The sequence below is a fragment of the Candidatus Erwinia haradaeae genome (assembly GCF_900699015.1).
GTDB classification, from domain to species: Bacteria; Pseudomonadota; Gammaproteobacteria; order Enterobacterales; family Enterobacteriaceae; genus Erwinia_E; species Erwinia_E haradaeae_E.
This window is the reverse complement of sequence record NZ_LR217737.1, coordinates 707,949-728,867: the sequence shown is the minus strand read 5'-3', so window position 1 is coordinate 728,867 and position 20,919 is coordinate 707,949. Positions and strand designations below refer to the sequence as shown.

Annotated in this window: 8 protein-coding genes, 4 tRNA genes and 1 pseudogene; 9 read left to right on the top strand and 4 right to left on the bottom strand. The window is 28.0% G+C overall.

Annotation, left to right across the window (positions count from 1 at the left end; translation table 11 throughout):
- Positions 1 to 683: 683 nt before the first annotated feature.
- A complete protein-coding gene (acpS, locus tag ERCIPICE3303_RS02140) occupies positions 684 to 1,064 on the top strand; it encodes a holo-ACP synthase (RefSeq protein ID WP_157991085.1) in 381 nt (126 codons plus the stop codon).
- Between the two features lie 2,836 nt (positions 1,065 to 3,900).
- Here the strand turns inward: acpS and pth are convergent.
- Both pth and tmk read right to left on the bottom strand, forming a co-directional pair.
- Entirely contained in the window at positions 3,901 to 4,491 is a 591-nt protein-coding gene (gene pth, locus ERCIPICE3303_RS02135; RefSeq protein ID WP_157991084.1) for an aminoacyl-tRNA hydrolase, read from the bottom strand.
- 576 nt (positions 4,492 to 5,067) lie between these two features.
- Complete coding sequence (gene tmk / locus ERCIPICE3303_RS02130) at positions 5,068 to 5,709, bottom strand: dTMP kinase (RefSeq protein WP_157991083.1); 642 nt, start codon at positions 5,707 to 5,709, stop codon at positions 5,068 to 5,070.
- 1,347 nt (positions 5,710 to 7,056) lie between these two features.
- Here tmk and ERCIPICE3303_RS02125 point away from each other — a divergent pair.
- The 5 genes from ERCIPICE3303_RS02125 to ERCIPICE3303_RS02105 all read left to right on the top strand — a co-directional run bounded on the left by ERCIPICE3303_RS02125 (position 7,057) and on the right by ERCIPICE3303_RS02105 (position 8,963).
- Positions 7,057 to 8,235, top strand: a complete 1,179-nt coding sequence (locus tag ERCIPICE3303_RS02125) for an FAD-dependent monooxygenase (protein ID WP_157991082.1) — start codon at positions 7,057 to 7,059, stop codon at positions 8,233 to 8,235.
- 203 nt (positions 8,236 to 8,438) lie between these two features.
- Positions 8,439 to 8,511: transfer RNA gene (locus ERCIPICE3303_RS02120), tRNA-Thr, on the top strand.
- A 14-nt stretch (positions 8,512 to 8,525) separates the two neighbouring features.
- Positions 8,526 to 8,610 (top strand) — tRNA-Tyr (locus tag ERCIPICE3303_RS02115).
- Between the two features lie 200 nt (positions 8,611 to 8,810).
- Positions 8,811 to 8,885 (top strand) — tRNA-Gly (locus ERCIPICE3303_RS02110).
- 5 nt (positions 8,886 to 8,890) lie between these two features.
- Positions 8,891 to 8,963: transfer RNA gene (locus ERCIPICE3303_RS02105), tRNA-Thr, on the top strand.
- 504 nt (positions 8,964 to 9,467) lie between these two features.
- Here ERCIPICE3303_RS02105 and cysK read toward each other — a convergent pair.
- Positions 9,468 to 10,451, bottom strand: a complete 984-nt coding sequence (cysK, locus tag ERCIPICE3303_RS02100; protein WP_157991081.1) for a cysteine synthase A — start codon at positions 10,449 to 10,451, stop codon at positions 9,468 to 9,470.
- An 862-nt stretch (positions 10,452 to 11,313) separates the two neighbouring features.
- Between cysK and asd the strand changes: the two genes are divergently transcribed.
- Both asd and mscM read left to right on the top strand, forming a co-directional pair.
- Positions 11,314 to 12,225: an archaetidylserine decarboxylase gene (asd, locus tag ERCIPICE3303_RS02095; protein ID WP_157991080.1), complete on the top strand. Its 912-nt coding sequence runs from the start codon at positions 11,314 to 11,316 to the stop codon at positions 12,223 to 12,225.
- 2 nt (positions 12,226 to 12,227) lie between these two features.
- Positions 12,228 to 15,473, top strand: a pseudogene (mscM, locus tag ERCIPICE3303_RS02090) (miniconductance mechanosensitive channel MscM); the annotation flags it as partial.
- Positions 15,474 to 15,618: 145 nt separating this feature from the next.
- Here mscM and epmA read toward each other — a convergent pair.
- Positions 15,619 to 16,605: an elongation factor P--(R)-beta-lysine ligase gene (gene epmA / locus ERCIPICE3303_RS02085; RefSeq protein ID WP_157991078.1), complete on the bottom strand. Its 987-nt coding sequence runs from the start codon at positions 16,603 to 16,605 to the stop codon at positions 15,619 to 15,621.
- A 1,907-nt stretch (positions 16,606 to 18,512) separates the two neighbouring features.
- Between epmA and ERCIPICE3303_RS02080 the strand changes: the two genes are divergently transcribed.
- Positions 18,513 to 19,790: an N-acetylmuramoyl-L-alanine amidase gene (locus tag ERCIPICE3303_RS02080; protein WP_157991077.1), complete on the top strand. Its 1,278-nt coding sequence runs from the start codon at positions 18,513 to 18,515 to the stop codon at positions 19,788 to 19,790.
- Positions 19,791 to 20,919: the final 1,129 nt, after the last annotated feature.

Sequence of the window (20,919 nt, the reverse complement as noted above, 5' to 3'; positions counted from 1 at the left end):
TGATCCGTTGATCAGATTATTTTAATCTATGATAAAAAATAAGACAATTTTATAAATGATAGCAGAAGTAAATACTTTTTATTTAGATTAGTGTTAATCTCGTTATGGAGAATAATATTCTTTTTTATTCGTTATAAAGTATGGATATTATTATAACTTAGATTCATTAAATAATACTATTTATTATATGCTAGAATTTTGATAATTTAAAAAACTTAATTCAAATCATATAAAGAGAAGAAACAAGATGAGATAAAATGTGTATGATCTTTGAAATAAACTAATATACATGTAGTATGACAATAGATTGTAAAGTAATTATGTTTATCGTAGATTTTATAAGATTGAAGGATTAACACCAGACCTATATTAATGTATTAGAATATTTTATCAAATATAAAAATGTTTTTAATATTTTATTTTATCTATATTATTTAATACCAGCTGTATTATTAAATTTTGATATATCTCATTTAGTTTCTATAACTATAAATGGGTAGGTAGAGCATATCGATTATAATTTAGATATTATTTGAGAGGTGTTAGGTATTTTCTGATAGAATAGGAGCATATAATTAAGATATTTTATAAAATATAAAGATAATATATATGTTGTATTTGATATATTTGGTAATAATTTACTAGATTTATAAGTCAAAGACGTGACCGCGTAAGGATGGTTTATGGCTATTCTTGGTATTGGAATAGATATTGTGGAGATTGTTCGTGTATACAAAGTAATTGCTAGGAAAGGTGATCGTTTAGCACGCCGTATCCTTAGTGAATCTGAATGGATGCAATATCAAGAACATTATAAACCAGAGCGTTTTTTAGCTAAACGCTTAGCTGTTAAAGAAGCAGCATCTAAAGCTTTTGGTACAGGTATGCAAGATTGTATAGCATTTAATCAATTTGAGGTTTGTCATGATAAACTAGGTAAACCATTGTTATATTTTTTAGATAATGCAAAAATAATGGCAAGGAGATTGCTAGTAGAGCATGTTCACCTTACGTTATCTGATGAACGGTATTATACTTGCGCTATAGTTATTTTGGAAAATTAATTTATAGAAGATGAAGACAATGTCTAATGTAGTTAATGTGAATGTGATTCTGTAGATATAGAATTAATAGGGACATATAATTTCATTATACTTTAAAGTAGTGGTATTAGATGTACAATCAATAGTCATTTATTAATAGTTTTTATAAAAAGTTCATCCCATTACAGCATTCAACTATAAAATTTGGATATAATAAGATTATTTTAAATAACTTTTTATTTAGTAAATTTTTTTATTTTATCTGATGGATAATTCATTCAGTATAGTTAATAAGTTATAGTTAACAAGTTATCTGTGAAATTATATTTTTTATTAGTATAAATAGATAGATCAAATGACATAGTTGTATCTATTGTTTTAGATATTAAAAAATAATATATTTATTATCTATTTTATATTTTATCTAATAGTATTAATATACTGATTTTTAAAAATCATATCATATATATGTGATTTAGATATAAAAATAGAGTTAATGTTAGTATTTAGTAAATATTTGTTATTTTACAGAAATTTTCTATATTTTATCATTAATTTGTAGCTACGTATTAAATTATATTTCTATAATTGAGATCAAAACTAATTGAATGGAATTTTGATTTTAGAATAATCCAGGTAAGGTGGTTTTATAAAAATAGGATCTTTATTTTCTATTTTTAGAATCATATTTTATATATATGAGTAACTCATGGAATATCAAATTCGTTACGTTAGGCTAGTCATGATATAATATTATTATAGTATTTATTCGTATACTTACATTTATTTATGTGCACATTAGGTGAGTTAAATATAAAAGGTAGAAGGTATTAACGACGTTTAAAACTGTATTTATTGTATTTAAATTTTGCTTTTCTTCTTTAATATTGAGTTTAATAGTTTATCTATGTTATAAATTGTACATAAAAATTAGATTAATATAGTTGTAGAGATTTTAGTTTGACATAAATCTATTATATGTAGCATATAAGCTAAAGAGTATTAATTTTTATTAGATCTCATTAATACAGATAGAAATATAGTTATTATTATCTTTAATAGTGGTTTATACTCAGTTTTATGATCATTTTATCTTAATTTTATTTTGTAATTGTTAGGACTTAATTAGAAGAATATATTTAGTAGGTAGGATTTAATTGGTTAATTCAAATTTAATTTAGTGGATAACGAAGAATAATCTATAGATATATCTATATCTATAGACTTAGAACTGATACATGGCATTTAATCATGAATGTTTATGTAGGTGTAGAAATAGATTAGTTTTTATTATTTGAATACTTGAGCTATTACTAATTGATTTCCCCATTAGATACAATCTGTATTGTTTCTTTAAGGAATATTAGATAAAGAGCTAACTTATAAATTAGTATCAGAAGGATTGTTTCTAATAAAAAAGATATAAATTAAGATTATAAGAGGATAGCTAGAAAATAGCTAATCATTAGAAAGTGAATAAGATAAATTATGGAAATCAATATATAGGATATTTACATATATTGTTTCTATTTATAAAAACGATATTAGACTAATTTTATTCTTATTTTAATTGATTTACATTTTATCAGCATAATATATATGCACTAGTAAAAATAAATATAGATTACTAACTTAAAGTTAGTGTGTTTATTTATATTAATTTAATTTTTTAAGATAGATATATTATACTAGTTAATATTTTATTGCCTTTATAAACAAAACATTAGTTAGTAAATTTTCTATATATATTTATATGGTTTATAGTATTTATTTTTCTAAGATGTTTTTGTGTGATATGAAGATAATCTGAATATCTTTTATGTGTGTAATATTTACAATAGGTGACTAAGGAGTATAATAAGATTAAAACGAACTATGTTATTTATAAATCTCGTTACTATAATTCTCTATATAAAACATCTTTATTGTAGTTATTCTTGTATATTGATAAGATGAATGTTCCATTAATTTCCTATCGATGTCAGTTTGGATAAATTTTTGGTTATATTTTAGATGATCCATATTTTTTATTAACAATAATTAAAGATAAATAATAGTCTAGTTGACTGTATTTTAGTTTTGATTAGTAACATTTATTTGATAGTGTATTTAATGGTTATATATCAATTAATATCGCAAGGAAGAATTATGTATTCTTTTTTTTAATCTAAGTAAGAAGCAATAGTTAGATATATAAAATATTATAAATATATATAGTATGAATTATAAAACTCATAATGAAGTTCTTATAATAATAAGAAATATGAATCTAATTGAGTTATATTTTTATATATAGTATTCTATTTATCTTATGTTTATAGAGTTGATTATTGTAACTAATTTTATTAAAACGATTTTAATTTAGGTATAGGGTTGTAGTGTTTATTAATAAATAAGATGAATTTATTTGAGTTAGATTTTAAGAAATACAATAGATATTTTATTTCCATCAATATTTCAATAAATATTAAAGTTTAATTAGTATTTTTTGTTTTGGTTTACTCAGTACTTATTTTCTTTATCTAAAAAATATCCATCTTGTATTTTTTATAAAAAATACAAGATTAGGATGACTGAATTCATATATAAGAGAAGTGTATAAAATTTTCTAACTTTTAGTAGGATGATTGATGGTAATGTTTGATTAGTTATGGATTGGATTCTAGTTTTCAGTGTTGTAATCACTTATATTAGTTTTTTTATTAAATATACCAAGTAGAAATAGTGTGATAATTTTTTTAGTGTGACCTAATCTTCATGTTGAAACGAACTAAAAGATATAAAATATTCTATATATAAAAATAACTATTTAACCTATATCATAATTTTGCAAATACCACTAACTAAATATCATGTATTAGATTACTTGAAAATTATGTAAACGGTTCATTGCTTCTAAATAAGTGTGTTTGAACCATAACTCAGTACATACAGTTGCTTCATGGATAACGTCGATAATTTTTTGTTTTTCTTCTTTAAGGGGTGGATCTAATACAAATTTTACTACTTTATTGCGATCACCTGGATGTCCAACACCAATGCTTAGTCGGTGGAAATTGCTTGTTTGACCTAATTTAATATTTATATCTTTTAAACCGTTATGACTACCATAATGTCCATTATTTTTGAATTTAGCGATACCAACAGGGAGGTTAATATCATCATGTGCTACTAATATTTCTTCATTCATAATACGAAAAAATTTTGCCATAGCAAAGACGGATGTACCACTATGATTCATAAAGGTTGTAGGAATCAGAAGTCTTAAGTTTTTATTATCAATGCTAATACGAGAGGTGTAGCCAAAAAATTTTCGGTTTTCTTGTAAGGTTGCATTATAACGTTGAGCTAAAAATTCTACATACCAAGCTCCAGTATTATGCCGTGTACCAGAATAAAGTGCGCCAGGATTAGCAAGACCAACAATTAACTTAATTTGGGAAGTCACTGTCAGGGTTCCTTTTTATTTAAAAATAATATAATCTATATTATTAGTCTGGAATTTTATGAGTTGTATTATATAGAAGAAGTATTCTTAAATTGATAGTCATTTGGATTGAATATTTAGATATTATAGATTATATTATTTTATAGATTTCGTATAATTCCATTTTTTCATGTAATAATTACAATTATTGATAAAAATAAATTTAGATTTATTGAAAACTTATATTTTATTTAAAAAAGACAATATATGGGTTAAAGAAATTTCTTAATATATTTTAAGACTTCAAATAATGATACTGCAAATATTAATTGTTTTTATGAAATAATCTTCTCTTTTTTGTGAAGAGAGCCAAGTGTATATTCCATGTTTTTAATTCTTTTATGAAATCATTTTTAGTTAGAAGGGTGGAAAATTTTTTGTGTTTTAAGTAAAGTGAAGGAATATGTTCTTTATTTTTTCATTTATTTCAATTTTTAAATATAAATAGTTTTATTATATTCAGTTGAATACATTTAAAAGATAGAATTAATTTAATTTTATGTAATTATTTAATATTTTATACATTTATAGTTTAGATTAAAATATGCAAGATTGTTTCAACCATTGAGTTATTGTTTTATTTAATTCATAAGTCACTTTTTGTGGTTTTTGAGTGGCATCAATAATTTTAATTCGTTTATCTTCCAAAGCTAATTTGAGGTATCGGTTTCGAGTTCGAGTAAAAAAACTAAGATTTTCTAGCTCAATGCGATCTAGAAATCCACGGTTACGAGTTCTCTGTAGACTAATCTCAGGGGTTATGTCAAGATATAATGTTAGATCTGGTGAAAAATCACCTAATATTTCCTTTTTAAGATAGTGAATAAAATTATGTTTAATTCTTCGGCCACCCCCTTGATAAGCGTGTGATGAAAGATCATGTCGATCTCCTATCACCCAAGATCCGTTTGCTAATGCTGGTTTAATGACATTTTCTACTAGTTGAATTCGTGCCGCATAGAGCATTAATAATTCAGCAGAATCTGTTATTTTTTCTTTTGATATTCTTTTTTGTTGAATTAATGTTCGTAACTGTTCTGCTATGGGGGTTCCGCCTGGTTCACGCGTATAAATAACGTTTTTAATTCCATGTTGATAAAGTGTAGTTATAATTTTACGACATGCTGTACTTTTTCCTGCTCCCTCTAGACCTTCGATAACAATGAATTTACTATTCATACTATCTCTGAATCTCCTGAATTGATTTTGATCTAGTTGGTGACCTAAATGATAACTATCATTACATTAATATAATTTTTAGGTCAAGATTTATGTTAAATAGTTTTACGTATTTGAAACTAGATTCATTTAGATTTCTTATTATAAGATAATTGTTTACAACTATCATAATAGATACCATCTAATTGCTTTTTGTTATATTCATAATAATTTTGACTTTTATCTATTGTAAATTCAAGTCTTCTTTTATCATGATTAGAAGTAGGATAGTCAGTGTATCTTTATATGTTTAATATATAACTGATTGTCTAGAAATTTATTTATATATACTATTTATTAATATAAGCTATAATCCTTATTATTACAGAGTAAAGGGTACTGTTGCCTTTTGTTATATGCACATGGCATGTACCTAGATACTAGGTACACTATTTTAGTTTTTATAATTATTAAATGGATTTCCTTCAAAGAAAGATCATTGAAAATATTAATAGTGATATATTACTAAGTATTTAAAATTCAATATATAATGCATGGTTAAATATTATCAACAGATTAGTGATTAATTGTAATTTTATATTTTTAATTTATTGGGTATAAGCAAGATATATATTTATATTATTTATGATAAAATTAATTTTTATATGATGACAGTTCTAATATAAGTTAGAATAATGAATTCTGATTTATATCTTATATGTTAGGTATTTGATAAAAGATTTATTAGTTGATTGTCTAAAAACCTATTATTTATTAATTTATAGCGCCATAGTCAACATGATAGAATCACATTCTATCTGTAATACTATAATTATGATAATAGTAGTCTATATTTGTATTCTTAGATACAAGAAAATGGTATGTTTTATGTATATGATAAAGAGATTATTGCGTAATATGTTATATATATTTATCAGAGAGCGATCAATATACGCTATCTTATGAGATTTAGGATAAGAATATCTAGTGTAATTAGGAATATAGAGTGACCATAATATCTAAAGTGGTGTTAGATCATCTATAATTGAATAATAGATTTAATAGTAGAATTGTATAATTGAATTACTCTAAGATAGATATAGATTAAATCTAGATTTTTTAATCACTCTTGTTTGGTATAAAATATATTTGAAATTAACGATTTGATTAATACAATCATTGATTGATAGTCGATTTTATTCTGAAGTGTTTGAATTGTTAATAATGTTTTTATTCTAAAAATATTAGTAAAATAAAGAATAAGGTAAAAGAAGATGAGAGTATTAAGATACTACTCTCTGGGGTAGTCAATTACATTGAGAGATCAAATATTCATCAATTGTTATTTTTAATTCTTGGTAATAGAGTATGAGTAACATTAAATTTAAAGTTGAAGTAGCAATAGTTGGTGGAGGCATGGTCGGTGCAGCATTAGCCTGTGGTCTTACAAAAAATGGTTTTGAGGTTGCACTTCTTGAAAAACAGAAGCCCTTATTATTTGATCCTGATTCTCATCCAAACCTACGTATTTCAGCAATTAATGCTGCTTCAATTAGATTCCTGAGACAGTTAGGAGTATGGAAAGATGTGTTAAGGATGAGATGTGCGCCTTATCGAAGACAAGAAGTTTGGGAGTGTCAAAAAACAAAATTAAGATTTGATTCTAAATTATTAGGATTACCTGAATTAGGATACATGGTGGAAAATCATGTGTTACAATATGCATTGTGGAAACATCTATGGAAAGAGAATATATATCTTTTGTGTCCTGCTTTCTTACAGAGTATGTATCGAGTTAATAATCAATGGGAGTTATTGTTAAATAATGGTGACAAATTACAGGCGCAATTGGTAATAGGAGTAGATGGAGCAGATTCACAGATTTGTAAATTGGCAGGAATTAGAAAGAAAAGTTGGATATATAAGCAGTCTTGTATGCTAATTAGTGTAAATTGTGAGGATCAAGCTGGGGATCTTGCTTGGCAGCAGTTTACTCCACATGGACCTCGTGCTTTTTTGCCATTATTTGGTTGTTGGGCGTCATTAGTATGGTATGATAAACCTGATTGGATTCAACATCTTCAGTCTATGCGTATGCTTGCATTACAACACGAGATTCACAGTAATTTTCCTCTCCAACTTGGAAGAGTTACTCCAGTGTTATCTTCTTCTTTTTTGTTAACACGCAGTTATGTTACACATTATATCTTGCCTGGTCTGGCTTTAGCGGGAGATGCCGCACATACTATACATCCATTAGCTGGACAAGGAGTCAACCTTGGTTATCGTGATGCTATAGCTTTAATTGAGATATTAAGTAAGGCCAAAGTGCAGGCGATTAAATGGTTTGGTAAAGACGTGTTAGAAGCCTATCAATATAAACGACAGAGCGATAATTGGATTATGCAAAATGGGATGGATTTTTTATACCACACTTTTAGTAAGAAATTTATACCATTAAAAGTTTTACGTAATGCAGGACTGCTTATTACTGAAAATTCGATATGGATAAAATATAAGATTTTATCTTATATGTTAGGCATTTAATATTTTATAGATTAATTTACTACTGTTATAATAAATTAATTATATCATAGAGATTAATGTAATCGATAGAGATTGGAGAGATTGATTTTTGCTTTTGAGACATGATTTCCGTACTTTCTGTAATACTTGTTACATAAATATAAAAATACTATAATTTCTGTTGCATCTAGGTTCCGTTTTTTCTAAACTAGGTATTAGTTAATGCCGGCTTAGCTCAGTTGGTAGAGCGACTGACTTGTAATCAGTAGGTCACCAGTTCGATTCCGGTAGCCGGCATCATTCAATCTTTTGGTGGGATTCCCGAGTGGCCAAAGGGAGCAGACTGTAAATCTGTCGTCATCGACTTCGAAGGTTCGAATCCTTCTCCCACCACCATCTTTTAGGTGTGCATTGATAAGTTGGAATAGAAATTATAATTTTTATTAGAAAAACTTATTTGAGAAATAAAAAAGAATTTTAAATAAATATGGTTTTTATTAAAAATTTAAAAAAAAATAATAAGAAGCAGTAAGCATTTGTATTTTATATCTTTTATAAATATAATTTATAGTTAGATTCAAAGGAAGTAAAGAAATGCGGATGTCGTATAATGGTCATTACCTCAGCCTTCCAAGCTGATGATACGGGTTCGATTCCCGTCATTCGCTCCATTCTTGCTGATATAGCTCAGTAGGTAGAGCACACCCTTGGTAAGGGTGAGGCCCCCAGTTCAAATCTGGGTATCAGCATCACTGTTAAATTGTATTAGTCATAATGGACACTGATCTTCTTTATTTATCGTAATAAACTTATTACAATATGTTTGTTATAGTTAAAAAATTGATACTATTCGTTTTATTTATCATTATTTTATTTATTTCAAACTTAAATGATTTTATCATATTAGAATAATATATAACTTAGTTAATCGGAAGAGAATATTTTTTTATTTAATCCTAGAAGGATCCAGGATGTTATCCTTTAGACTAAAAGAGATACCATCATTGATGTAGTCATCTCTTTTAGATTATTTATTAGTATAAATAATTGAATACTATAAGTAAGATTTTTATTTTTTATTGACAACCTTACATTTTGTTTTTCTGATTATACAAAAGCAAGATATAATTCTATTTTAATAGAAAAAGGTTTAATATTCTGCATTAATAGAATATATAGAACTATATATGATTTTAAATAAATTTATTAATTTACTTAGTATAGAAATATTATTGATTTAGCATTATTAAATATTAAAGATATAGGTTTGTGTTGTTATCGCGGTCATCAGAGTAGGTCTCAAATAGGGAGGTTGATAAGTAACGCTCCCCAGAAGACGGTAAGATAACTACGATGTTTTTTTCTTTAAAATCATTTTCTTTTTGTAATTTTAATGCTGCAGCAATAGCAGCTCCAGAAGAAATACCAGCTAAAATACCTTCTTGAAGCATTAAAAGACGCGCGCTAGTAATTGCCTCATCATTCGTAATGGATATGACGCGATCTATAAGATTAAGATCAAGATTCATTGGAACAAAACCAGCACCAATACCTTGAATTTTATGTGGACCAGGTTTTATTTGTTGCCCTTCTAGGGTCTGAGAGATGACGGCAGAGTCAGCTGGTTCTACTGCAACTGAAATGAGATTTTTTATTCCTTGAGTAATCTTAAGGTAACGACTAACTCCAGTTAAAGTACCACCAGTTCCAACGCCTGCAATAAATACATCTATTCGTCCATTAGTGTCTTTCCAGATTTCTGGTCCAGTCGTTTTTTCATGAATTTCTGGATTGGCTGGATTGGTAAATTGTTGTAAAAGAAGGAATTTTTTTGGATCACTGGCAACAATTTCTTCAGCTTTATCAATCGCTCCCTTCATCCCATGAATTCCTGCAGTAAGTACTACATTAGCTCCTAATGCTCTTAAAAGCTTACGGCGCTCAATGCTCATTGAGTCTGGCATTGTTAATGTTAAGCTATATCCGCGAGCCGCTGCTACATAAGCTAAGGCAATACCAGTATTACCGCTAGTGGGTTCAATTAAATTTATTCCCTTTTGAAGTATACCGCGTTTTTCTGCATCCCAAATCATGTTAGCGCCAATACGACATTTTACGCTAAAACTAGGATTTCTAGACTCAATTTTTACTAAAATATGACTATTACCCATTCTGTTTAATTGGATAAGGGGTGTGTTCCCAATAGTAAAAGAGTTATCTTTATAGATTTTACTCATAGTTGTCCTTTAACTGAACGTATGGCAGGATTATTTTATATAAATCTGAATATATCGGTATAATAAAGATAGTATGTATTTTCTATAGTAAATATGATTCTTTAATAAGATAGAGCTCTTCGGATAAATATTCAAGCATCCTTTATTATTATACATGAATTTTATTTTTTTTAAATTTATAGTACATGGATAGTTGTCTTATACAATCATAGCAGTGTTATAAGATTATCTTTGTATTAGAATAGGTATATAAATATTCTCATAGCTTCTATTATCCAATAGAGTTAATAACATCTAGATTCCAGAGCCGGATAATCAATATAGTTAGATTAATGTTATTGAAAAGAATTATTAGTTTCAGGTTCTCTTGAGCGGACACATCAGATACTTGTAACTTATTTAAGATAGAATAGATAGTTAGTTGTCATAGGTCTCTTCGTTTTAATACAAGATTTATAGAATAAAAGATAAAATCTTTTTTGTCTTAAATAATTTATTTCAAGAAACAGTGAATGTATTTGAATATAAATATAATTGTATTGAATATAAGTGAATATTGCTTATTGATTCTTATTTATTTTCGGTATCGGATTTTTTTAAAATGACAAAAATCATATTTATTTAATAGTTTATTTATTTGAAAGTAGAATAATATTATAAATCTGTACTGTATATTAATAATTATTATCTATAAGGTAGCTAATCTAAAGATAATTTGAAGAGCACTCGATTTGTTTTAAAGAATAAAGAAAATATTAGGAAGTAAAAGAAATTATATAATCTTATTATGGTTTCACATGATATAGACTGTTATAATCTTCTTCTGAAGAAGCGTATAGTCTTACTTCATAAGGAGGATAATTTGTTAGACCGTTTAAAATTGATCTTACATCGTTTTGTCCCTAAACAAGTTGTGACTGAATTATTAGGATGGGGAGCAAATAAACATGGTGGATGGCTGACTAAAGCTATAATTAACGCTTTTATTTGGTACTATAAGGTAGACATGGAAGAGGCTAAGTACCCTGACACTTCTAGTTACTTGAGTTTTAATGATTTTTTTATACGCAAATTACGTGATGATTTATATTTAATTGATACTGATTCTAAATTATTATGTTTTCCAGCTCATGGTCGTATTAGTCAGTTAGGTTCTATTCAAGGTGACAAGTTATTTCAAGCTAAAGGTCATACCTATTCGCTTTCAGCTTTGCTAGCAGGTAATCCTCTGATGACATCTTTATTTCAGAATGGAGAATTTCTTACTACTTATTTAGCACCGGGAGATTATCATCGTGTTCATATGCCATGTACAGGTATTTTACGAACGATGATTTATGTCCCTGGTGAGCTTTATTCGCTGAACTCTTTAATGGTAAAACATATACCTAATTTATTTGCACGTAATGAGAGAGTGATTTGTTTTTTTGATACTAATTTTGGGTCTATGGCACAAATTTTAATTGGTGCTTCTATTGTAGGAAGCATTCAAATTAGTTGGTTGGGAGCAATAACACCTCCACGTCAAGGTATTATAAAATATTGGCATTGGCCTGATAATAATAAGAAATCAGATCAAATAGTCTTATTGAAGGGTGAGGAGATGGGTTACTTTAAATTAGGATCTACTGTTATTAATTTATTTCCACCCAGAAGAGTTGAGATAGTTACAAATTTAATACCAGGAAGTCAAACTCGTCTTGGTCAATCAATGGCTAAGGTGATAATAGAAGATAATAAGTCGGAAGATTTTTATAAGCCTATAACGAGATAGACATGTTACGGCTTGTATTGATTCTATTTTTACTAGGTAGTATTCTCTGTCCACTTAATGTTATGGCATTAATTAACATCACTCAAGTTGGATATATGCATGGAGAAGAAAACTACAGAAAAAATAGTAGTAATAAAATCATAATTAGTAATAACCAGTTAGTTATTAAAGTTAGTAGGTTTGATCTATACAAAAAAGCTATAAATTATGTTCAACAGTGGAATAACATAGTTATGTTTTCCCCTTCGATCCATGGCTATCTTCTACAGAAGATTACTACAGATCCTGTAAGTCTCGTGAAAGTATCTGTTGAGATAATCAAAAAGAATAGTAAGCAAAAAATTTTAAAAATTAGTAGTTCAGATCTAGAGGGAAGATGGAAAACAAAGATTAGAAGATATTATATTTGGAATATTCGTGATTATTTATTAAATTTATATACATATAAAATTAAAAAATTTCAAAATATCTATAAAAAAGATTGTGATGTGAAAATATTTTTTTTCTCTCTCTTGAATAAGAGAGCTCAGGGGGGAGGTAAATATATAGAATCTTTCACGAATCGGTTTCGATTCGATTCATCTCAGTTGGACCAAGTACCATATTCTTATTATAATAACTTAGAGCATGTAAGTGCTGAATCCTCTTTTTATAAACTCATTACTCGTAATACAAGAGTAGGAGAGTCATCTGGTCAGCGATATTATGATCGTTATAATTTTGTTCAGTCTGGATTAGCTTTTATCGGAAAAACTGAAAAATATTATAATGATATACCTCGTAGTCTTAGTGCACAGTTAACTTTAAACCATGAGCTTTTATTGGAACTAAAGAAACAACGAAAACGCATGGAAACAGTTCTTGTTCAAAAAACTATTGTTACTCGTCAAGTTATTCAGGCTCGTCAGGTATTGGCTACAATTATTGATCAATCTCAATGGATTAGTATTTCGAATACACTTGGCGAAGCACTCCGATCTCTAGTTTCTCGTCTTCCTAAAATGCCAAAACCCCAACAGTTTGGTACCGAAATGGCTGAATTGCGTGCTAAGCGTTTATATTATCTAGCTCTTTTAGAGAAGAAGGTTTTACTACAAGAGAGAGATCCTCTTATTTTGACTAGTGAACAAAAAAATATATTAACAACTCAATTAAAAATCCAACATAAGATTCTCATGTCTTTAGTAGCTAGCGCTGATGCTCTTTCTCTAGAATTAACTAAATTAAATATCAGCAATACTCATTTAATAGATGCGTTAAAGAGGGTTAAAGATGCTAGTCATCGTTACTTGTTCTGGACTTCTGATATAAGTGCATTAAATTTTAGATACCCGATTGAATTAGTATATGACTTAAGGAGGCTTTTATCATTAGACACCTTCGGTCAGTTAAGCAGGGCGATGATAATGATGTGTACAACTCGGGACACAATAGTTCCACTATTTATAGCTAGTTTATTAGTTGGTCTTAGTGTGAGTTTGCATCGTCATTTTTGTGTTTTTCTTGATTGTGCTTCTAGAAAGGTAGGAAAAGTAACTCAGGATCAGTTTAGCTTAACAATACGAACTGTGTTTTGGTCAATTTTAGTGGCTCTCCCTCTTCCAGTGCTTTTTGCTGCATTAGGGTATGGTTTACAGCATTCTTGGCCATACCCAATTGCCATAGCAATTGGGTATGGTGTAACTGCTAGCGTACCCCTGCTTTGGGGTTTTATGATCTGTAATACTTTTTCTCGAAGCAAGGGTTTGTTTATTGTACATTTTCGCTGGCCTAGAAATCGGGTAGCTCTAGCGATGCGTTTTTATAGATTGTGTATAGGAGTAGTAGTTCCATTGATGATGATGTTGATATCTTTTGAGAATTTATCAGATCGTGAGTTTTCTCCTACTTTAGGTCGTTTTTGTTTTATTCTAATTTGTGGGGCATTAAGTTTGGTTACGGTGAGTCTTAAACACGCTGGTATTCCACTATACCTTGATAAAGATGGAAATAGCAAGAATGTAATGAATAATATTTTATGGAATGTAATGGTTACTATTCCGATTATGGCCGCTATAGCTTCGTGTGTTGGTTATCTTGAAACGTCTAAAGCTTTGTTGGCTAGATTGGAAACCTCTTTGGCTATCTGGTTTTTGCTATTAGTAATGTACTATATTATTCGGAGATGGATGTTAATTCAGAGGCGGCGTATTGCTTTTGATCGCGCGCGTTCTCGTCGCGCAGATATTCTTGCTTACCGTGCACGCAATGAGGAGGAATTAGGCTTCCAACAGAGTGTTTCTGATAATATAGAGGTTGAAGAGCCTCGTATTGATTTAGATGCCATTAGTGCACAATCATTACGTTTAGTGCGTTCTCTTTTAACATTAGTTGCTTTAGTATCTGTTATTTTAATATGGTCAGAAATTCATTCTGCTTTTAGTTTTTTAGAGAATATTCGTCTTTGGGATGTTAGCACCACAATGCAAGGAGTGAAGAAACCGCAACCAATTACTTTGGGGTCAGTAATGAATGCAACTTTAGTATTAATCATTACAGCGCAGTTGGTTCGAAATATGCCAGCCTTATTAGAGTTAGCATTGTTGCAACATCTTAGTTTAACGCCGGGTACAGGGTACGCTATTACAACTTTAACTAAATATTTTATTGTTTTAATTGGCAGTCTAACTGGTTTTACGTTGATCGGAATTGATTGGTCAAAGTTACAGTGGTTAGTGGCTGGGTTAAGTGTAGGACTGGGTTTTGGATTACAAGAAATTTTTGCTAATTTTATATCTGGTTTAATTCTTTTGTTTGAAAAACCAATTCGTATTGGCGATACTGTTACAATACGTGATCTAACAGGTAGTATCACTCGTATTAATACTCGTGCAACTACTATTACTGATTGGGATCATAAAGAGATTATTGTTCCAAATAAGTCATTTCTTACTGAGCAGTTTATTAATTGGTCATTATCAGATTCTATTACCAGGGTAGTGTTAAATATTTCAGTCTCATTGGATGCTAATAGTGAAGTAGTAACTCAGGTTTTATTAAAGGCAGCAAAAGGATGTCGATATGTATTAGAGAATCCATATCCAGAAGCTTTTCTTGTAGATTTACAAAAGGGAGTACAGTTATTTGAATTGCGTATTTATGCAGCTGAAATGAATCATCGTATGTTATTACGTCATGAGATACATCGACGTATTTTATTAGGTTTTCGGGAACTTGGTGTGAAAATACCTTTTCCAATTTTTCAAGTTTGAATAGAATAATATTCGTGTATACGAGATAGTTAATAATTAATGGTAATCTATAATATTGCTTGTTTAGAGAGATGTGAAAATTTAATCTTCATAGAAGGTATTAGATCAATTAGTTAATTATACCAGATGTTTATATATTTATTCAGCAGCGATCTCCTGCAAAGGCAATAACTTCACTTAATTGATTTGCTTTTAGTGCTATCATAACTAAACGGTCTACACCGACTGCAACACCAGAGCAGTCTGGCATTCCTGTTTTCAGTGCATCAAGAAGATACAAATCAATAGGATGTATCGGTAAGTTCATGGCACTGCGCTTTTGATTATCTTTTTTAAAGCGTTTTCGTTGTTCTTTGCTATCGGTTAGTTCATGAAATCCGTTTGCTAATTCAATGCCTTGAAAATAAACCTCAAAACGTTCAGCAACACGGAAATCTTTTGAACTAATTGCTGCAAGGCCAGCTTGATTTGCTGGAAAGTTGTAGATAAAAATCGGTTTTTCTTTTCCAATTTTATCTTCGATTCCGTTTATAAATAAAAGTTGCAAGAGAATATCTCGATTTTTTTCATTTTTTGTGACATTACTTGCTCCGAGTGTTTGTGCTGCTTCAGAGAGATTTTTTTTATTTTCTAATAGAGGATCAATGTTTAAGTAACGTAAAAATACCTCTTGATATGATAGGGATTCAGCGGGTTTACAGCCTAGTATAAACTGTAATAGCTGATCCACCTCATCCATTAAGTTATACATGTCGTATCCAGGTTGATACCATTCTAGAATTGTAAATTCTGGATTGTGATAGCGCCCTATCTCTTCATTCCGAAAACTACGGCTTAACTGATAAATAGCTCCGCTTCCTGATGCTAAAAGACGCTTCATATGGTATTCAGGGCTAGTAGTTAACCATAGACTGAATTTCTTGTTCTGTTTTGTCCAGTTAGGATACATAAAGTGTGTTTGGAATGGTGAGAGATTGATATCAGTTACTGTATATCTGCTCATAGACGGTGTTTCTACTTCTAAAATATTTCGTTTAGAAAAGAAGTATCGGATTTTTTTGATTGTGATTGATCGTTGTATTAAATTATAAAGGGACGCACTTGGACGCCATTTATCTTGATTTTTCATTTTTCTCCTAATTTTCTATATATGATTAATAAAATATTTTTATTATTCCATGGTTTTTTGATTTTAATAAAAGTAGTATCTTATTATTTATTTTTAATAATGTATTTTAAGATTATCTTTCTTTCTCAATAGAAAGTCTATTTTTGTCTATATTATAGTTTCGTTTTCTAAAAATTAGTTTTAGTATTGTTGTAATATGAAGTCTAATCTTAGAAATTTAAGGTAATGTCTTACTAATTAATATCTGATAAAAATCAGATTATTTCACATAGAGTTTTATATTAGTCAATATTTGATAAGATTAAGATAGTTCAGATAGCGCAATAATTAATTATTATATATTGGATGATCAATGTTTTATGTAGTAGATTAAAAGTAATCTGTAATTTTCATTATTCTTTTTTTTCTAGGGATCATAATAGTATTGTGACATAGGATAAACAAAGATAGAGTATTTTATGATATAAAATCTTATTTTATGTTGTATTCTTTCTATCAGTTATCTATTTAAGTACTGTAATGTGTTGTCTTCATAAGATTACTGAATTCTTATTACTAAATTTTAGATTAGAAGGATTTGTGATTTATATTCTTTGTTTTAAAATTGTCTTCATATTATTTAAATAATAAGGTTTTTCTACTCATGATCAGTGTTATAATTATTTATGACTTTTTAAGAATAAATTTGTTATTTTAGTAAGAGAGATAATAATGATTGAATATTTCATAGAATCACAATGAGATATTGCTGTTTTAAGATATTGTGTTTTTTGATTTTTATTTTATAAATAATAATTTGAGTGAATAATTGAATTATCAGAAGTCAATTGGAATATCATTTGAAATTTTTATTTATTTCATAAATATTATTAGTGAAAATAATTATTTTGATTTAAGTCGATTGCTTAATAGTCTATGTATTTTAAGATAAGTTATATTTTAGTATATTTTAGGGATAAAATATAATATTTATTAATTATTGTAATAATTAAGTTGTATTGTAGTAATATAATATTTTTATAGATATTGTGAGATATTGGTTGCAGTTAGTTAGTAATTTAGCTTATGTTGGTAGATTGTACATATAGATATATCATTTCCCTTCTATGAATAATATTTAATCATCTTATCAACTAAAATAGCTTATAAATTTTAATATATTTAATTATTTTAATGACAAGAACTATAGTTATAAAAAATTAGTCTATTTTATTAGATAGAATGGCTGTTCTGTTGATAATTCATGAGATATTATTATTAATTAATGTAAAACAATGGATTCATGTGATATGTTTAGTTCTTTAATAATTATCAACATTTTATTTTAGTTGTTTAAATAGCAATCGTTATATCTTTATGAGTGAATTTTTTCAGAAATTGTAGATATCCAATTTTAATTATTTTGTTATTTTGATATTATTAAATATCTCAGCATATTAAATTGTTAACGACAATATTTTTATATTAATATTATTTTGTATATTTGTAATTTTCTATTAGGTTCTATAATATTGTATATTCAACAAGTTATATGAATTTTTAATTTATATAGAGTAACTTGACTAGTTTTATTATTTTATTACTTTAATATTCTTGGTCTTTTTTAAAGATATAAAATAATCACAGTACTCAGTGAAGTTATTGAGTCTAGATTGGTTTTTATTTTTTATAATTCTTGATTAAAAGGTACACATCTTTAATGGAGAATCTATTTTTAAGGATTAAACTCATGTCTTTTATTCAGAAGAGTTCTCTAGAGGTGGTCTGTAATTGATTCATAATGGTCTTATTATTATTGCTTTTACTATATTTTTATTACATTTTAGTTTTTATAAAAGCTTCTGATACGTTTTTATTAATTCTCTCTAATTCATATTTATAGAGATATTACACCGGATTATTAGTACATGCGATGTAATATAATGCAAGATTTTAAGTTCTTATACTTTGTTTTATTTTTGTGTTTTTTATTTTCTTCTAATGTTTGTGCTGTATCACATTTTCCTTTTTTTAATAGTAAAAGTGAGGCGCATATTACTTTAAGATTTTCTTCTGAACCAATATATACCGTGTTTATGCTACATCAACCCTATCGCGTGATGCTAGATTTGTCTCAAGGTCCTATTTTGTCTACATTACCATCAAGTTTCAATAAAAAACATCTTGTTAAAAGAATACGTTTTCGTTCAGAAAGAAATAATAAAAGAACCCGCTTGGTTATAGATTTAGCTTCCTCCGCTAGTATTAGGGTTTTAACTGGTCATCATAAGTCTTATTATGACCTTGTATTAAGTATTTCTACTTTTGATCGACAGAGGTTTGGATTGATTCGTCATTCCAAATCTTGTATTCATTCTACAATGTATTCACAAAAAGTAAATATTCTACCTTATTCGTCGCCACCTATCTTTGTAAAAATTCCTGGAAATAGAAAGAAACTGACTGGTGGAAAAAATAGTAGTCACCAGGTGGTAGTGGCCATTGATGCAGGGCACGGTGGACAAGATCCTGGTGCTATTGGAAGAGGTGGGTTAAAAGAAAAAAATGTGACTATTGCTATAGCTTACAAGCTTCAAAAACTTTTAAATTCTGATCCAATGTTTAAAGGAGTAATGACTCGTAGTGGTGATTATTTTATTTCTGTATTAGATCGCTCAGATGTAGCGTGTAAGAAAAAGGCTAATTTACTTGTATCTATCCATGCTGATTCTGTACCAAATAGCAGTGTCTCTGGTGCTTCAGTATGGGTACTATCCAACCACCGTATTAAGATTGAAATGGCGAGTCGATTGGAACACAATAAGAATCGTTTTCCAGTACTAGGTGGTACTGAAGGTTTATTAGCTAATGGCCAGGCAGATCCCTCTGTTCGCCAAGCCTTGCTAGACCTCCAATTTGGGCGTGTTCAGAAAGTTGGGTATGATGTAGCAAATAAGATTATTACACAGCTGAAATCTATTAGTTCATTACATAAAAATCAACCAATGTTTGCTAGTCTGGGGGTGCTACGTTCTCCTGAAGTTCCTTCTCTTTTAATTGAAACTGGTTTTATTAGTAATCCATCAGAAGAGAAGTTACTGAAAAGTAGTGATTATCAGAAGAAGCTGACTAAATCTATATATCAAGGATTGCGTAATTATTTTTTATTCAACTTGTCAACTGACAGAAATATAAAGAAACATTGATGACTATTAGCTTGATACAAATAACAATTACTCACAGTCAGTAAAGATTAGGTTTAAAAAAAAGTAATGTGGATTGCAAATATTATTTAGTATATGCAAAATATTTATTTTATATTTCTGGCTATAAACTAGTGCAAGGAATGTAATGCACGGATTAATGTATTGGAAAATAAAAAACTTGATAAAGTAGTTACTTCAATTTGTAACACGACATTTCTTTCAGTAGAAAATATTCATTTTTGCATATAACATTCAGCACTATTAAATAGTATAAATACGATTTATTTACTTGCTATTCGATTGTTAGTTTATAGCTAATATTGAATATTTATAAAATGACATAATTCAGATGTTGATCTTAGAAAGATTATTCTACTTAGATTTTCTTATTAAGAAGTTATTGATTCTACAGACAGTATTTATAGACGTTTTAATTGAAAGAAGTATTTTCAGAATATCAAGGATAAATGTGAAAACTAGGAAATAGATTTTTCTAGCATTATATTTTTCATTATTTTCTTAAATCGTTAGGTAAATATTATTATAAATAGCAAGTTTTATATCGCTATGATATTTATAGAAAATACAAAAATTTAAGAAAGATAGAAGTCTTCTATTAATTAATCTTTATAGGAACAATATTACAATCGATATTGTATCTTTTTCTTAGAGAATATTAGATTAATAGTGAATATTGGTTTATTTTTTATAAATGTATTTTTTGGATAGCAAACGAAATAATTTGCGTTAACAGTTTAATTTTCTTTTTTTATTTTTATCATAGTAGTAGGGTTTGAAGATTTAAATAGATGAAAAGATGTTTTAAATGTATATTTAATAAAATATATTACAAAAATCTATTTAGTAGAGTATTTACTATATTTAAAATAAAATTTTTCTTTTATAAAATCCTTATATCTTAATTAATTTTAGTTATTTTAGATAGTTTTAATTTATTCACTATTAGTAAATTTAAATTAGACATATAATACTATGGTTTTGTTATTCAGTTGTATTATTAATATTTAAGTATATGTTCATATCAGAGAGTGTGCTATGAAAAATTCACATACAAGTTAGATCATATAAAAAGTAGATTGGAGTGTAGTTGTCATTATATTGATAGGAG

What these genes read in the sequence shown, in the direction of transcription:
- ERCIPICE3303_RS02080 (WP_157991077.1), top strand. Translation starts at nt 18,513, where the DNA reads ATGCGATGTAATATAATGCAAGATTTTAAGTTCTTATACTTTGTTTTA.
- tmk (WP_157991083.1), bottom strand. Translation starts at nt 5,709, where the DNA reads ATGAATAGTAAATTCATTGTTATCGAAGGTCTAGAGGGAGCAGGAAAA.
- acpS (WP_157991085.1), top strand. Translation starts at nt 684, where the DNA reads ATGGCTATTCTTGGTATTGGAATAGATATTGTGGAGATTGTTCGTGTA.
- ERCIPICE3303_RS02125 (WP_157991082.1), top strand. Translation starts at nt 7,057, where the DNA reads ATGAGTAACATTAAATTTAAAGTTGAAGTAGCAATAGTTGGTGGAGGC.
- cysK (WP_157991081.1), bottom strand. Translation starts at nt 10,451, where the DNA reads ATGAGTAAAATCTATAAAGATAACTCTTTTACTATTGGGAACACACCC.
- epmA (WP_157991078.1), bottom strand. Translation starts at nt 16,605, where the DNA reads ATGAAAAATCAAGATAAATGGCGTCCAAGTGCGTCCCTTTATAATTTA.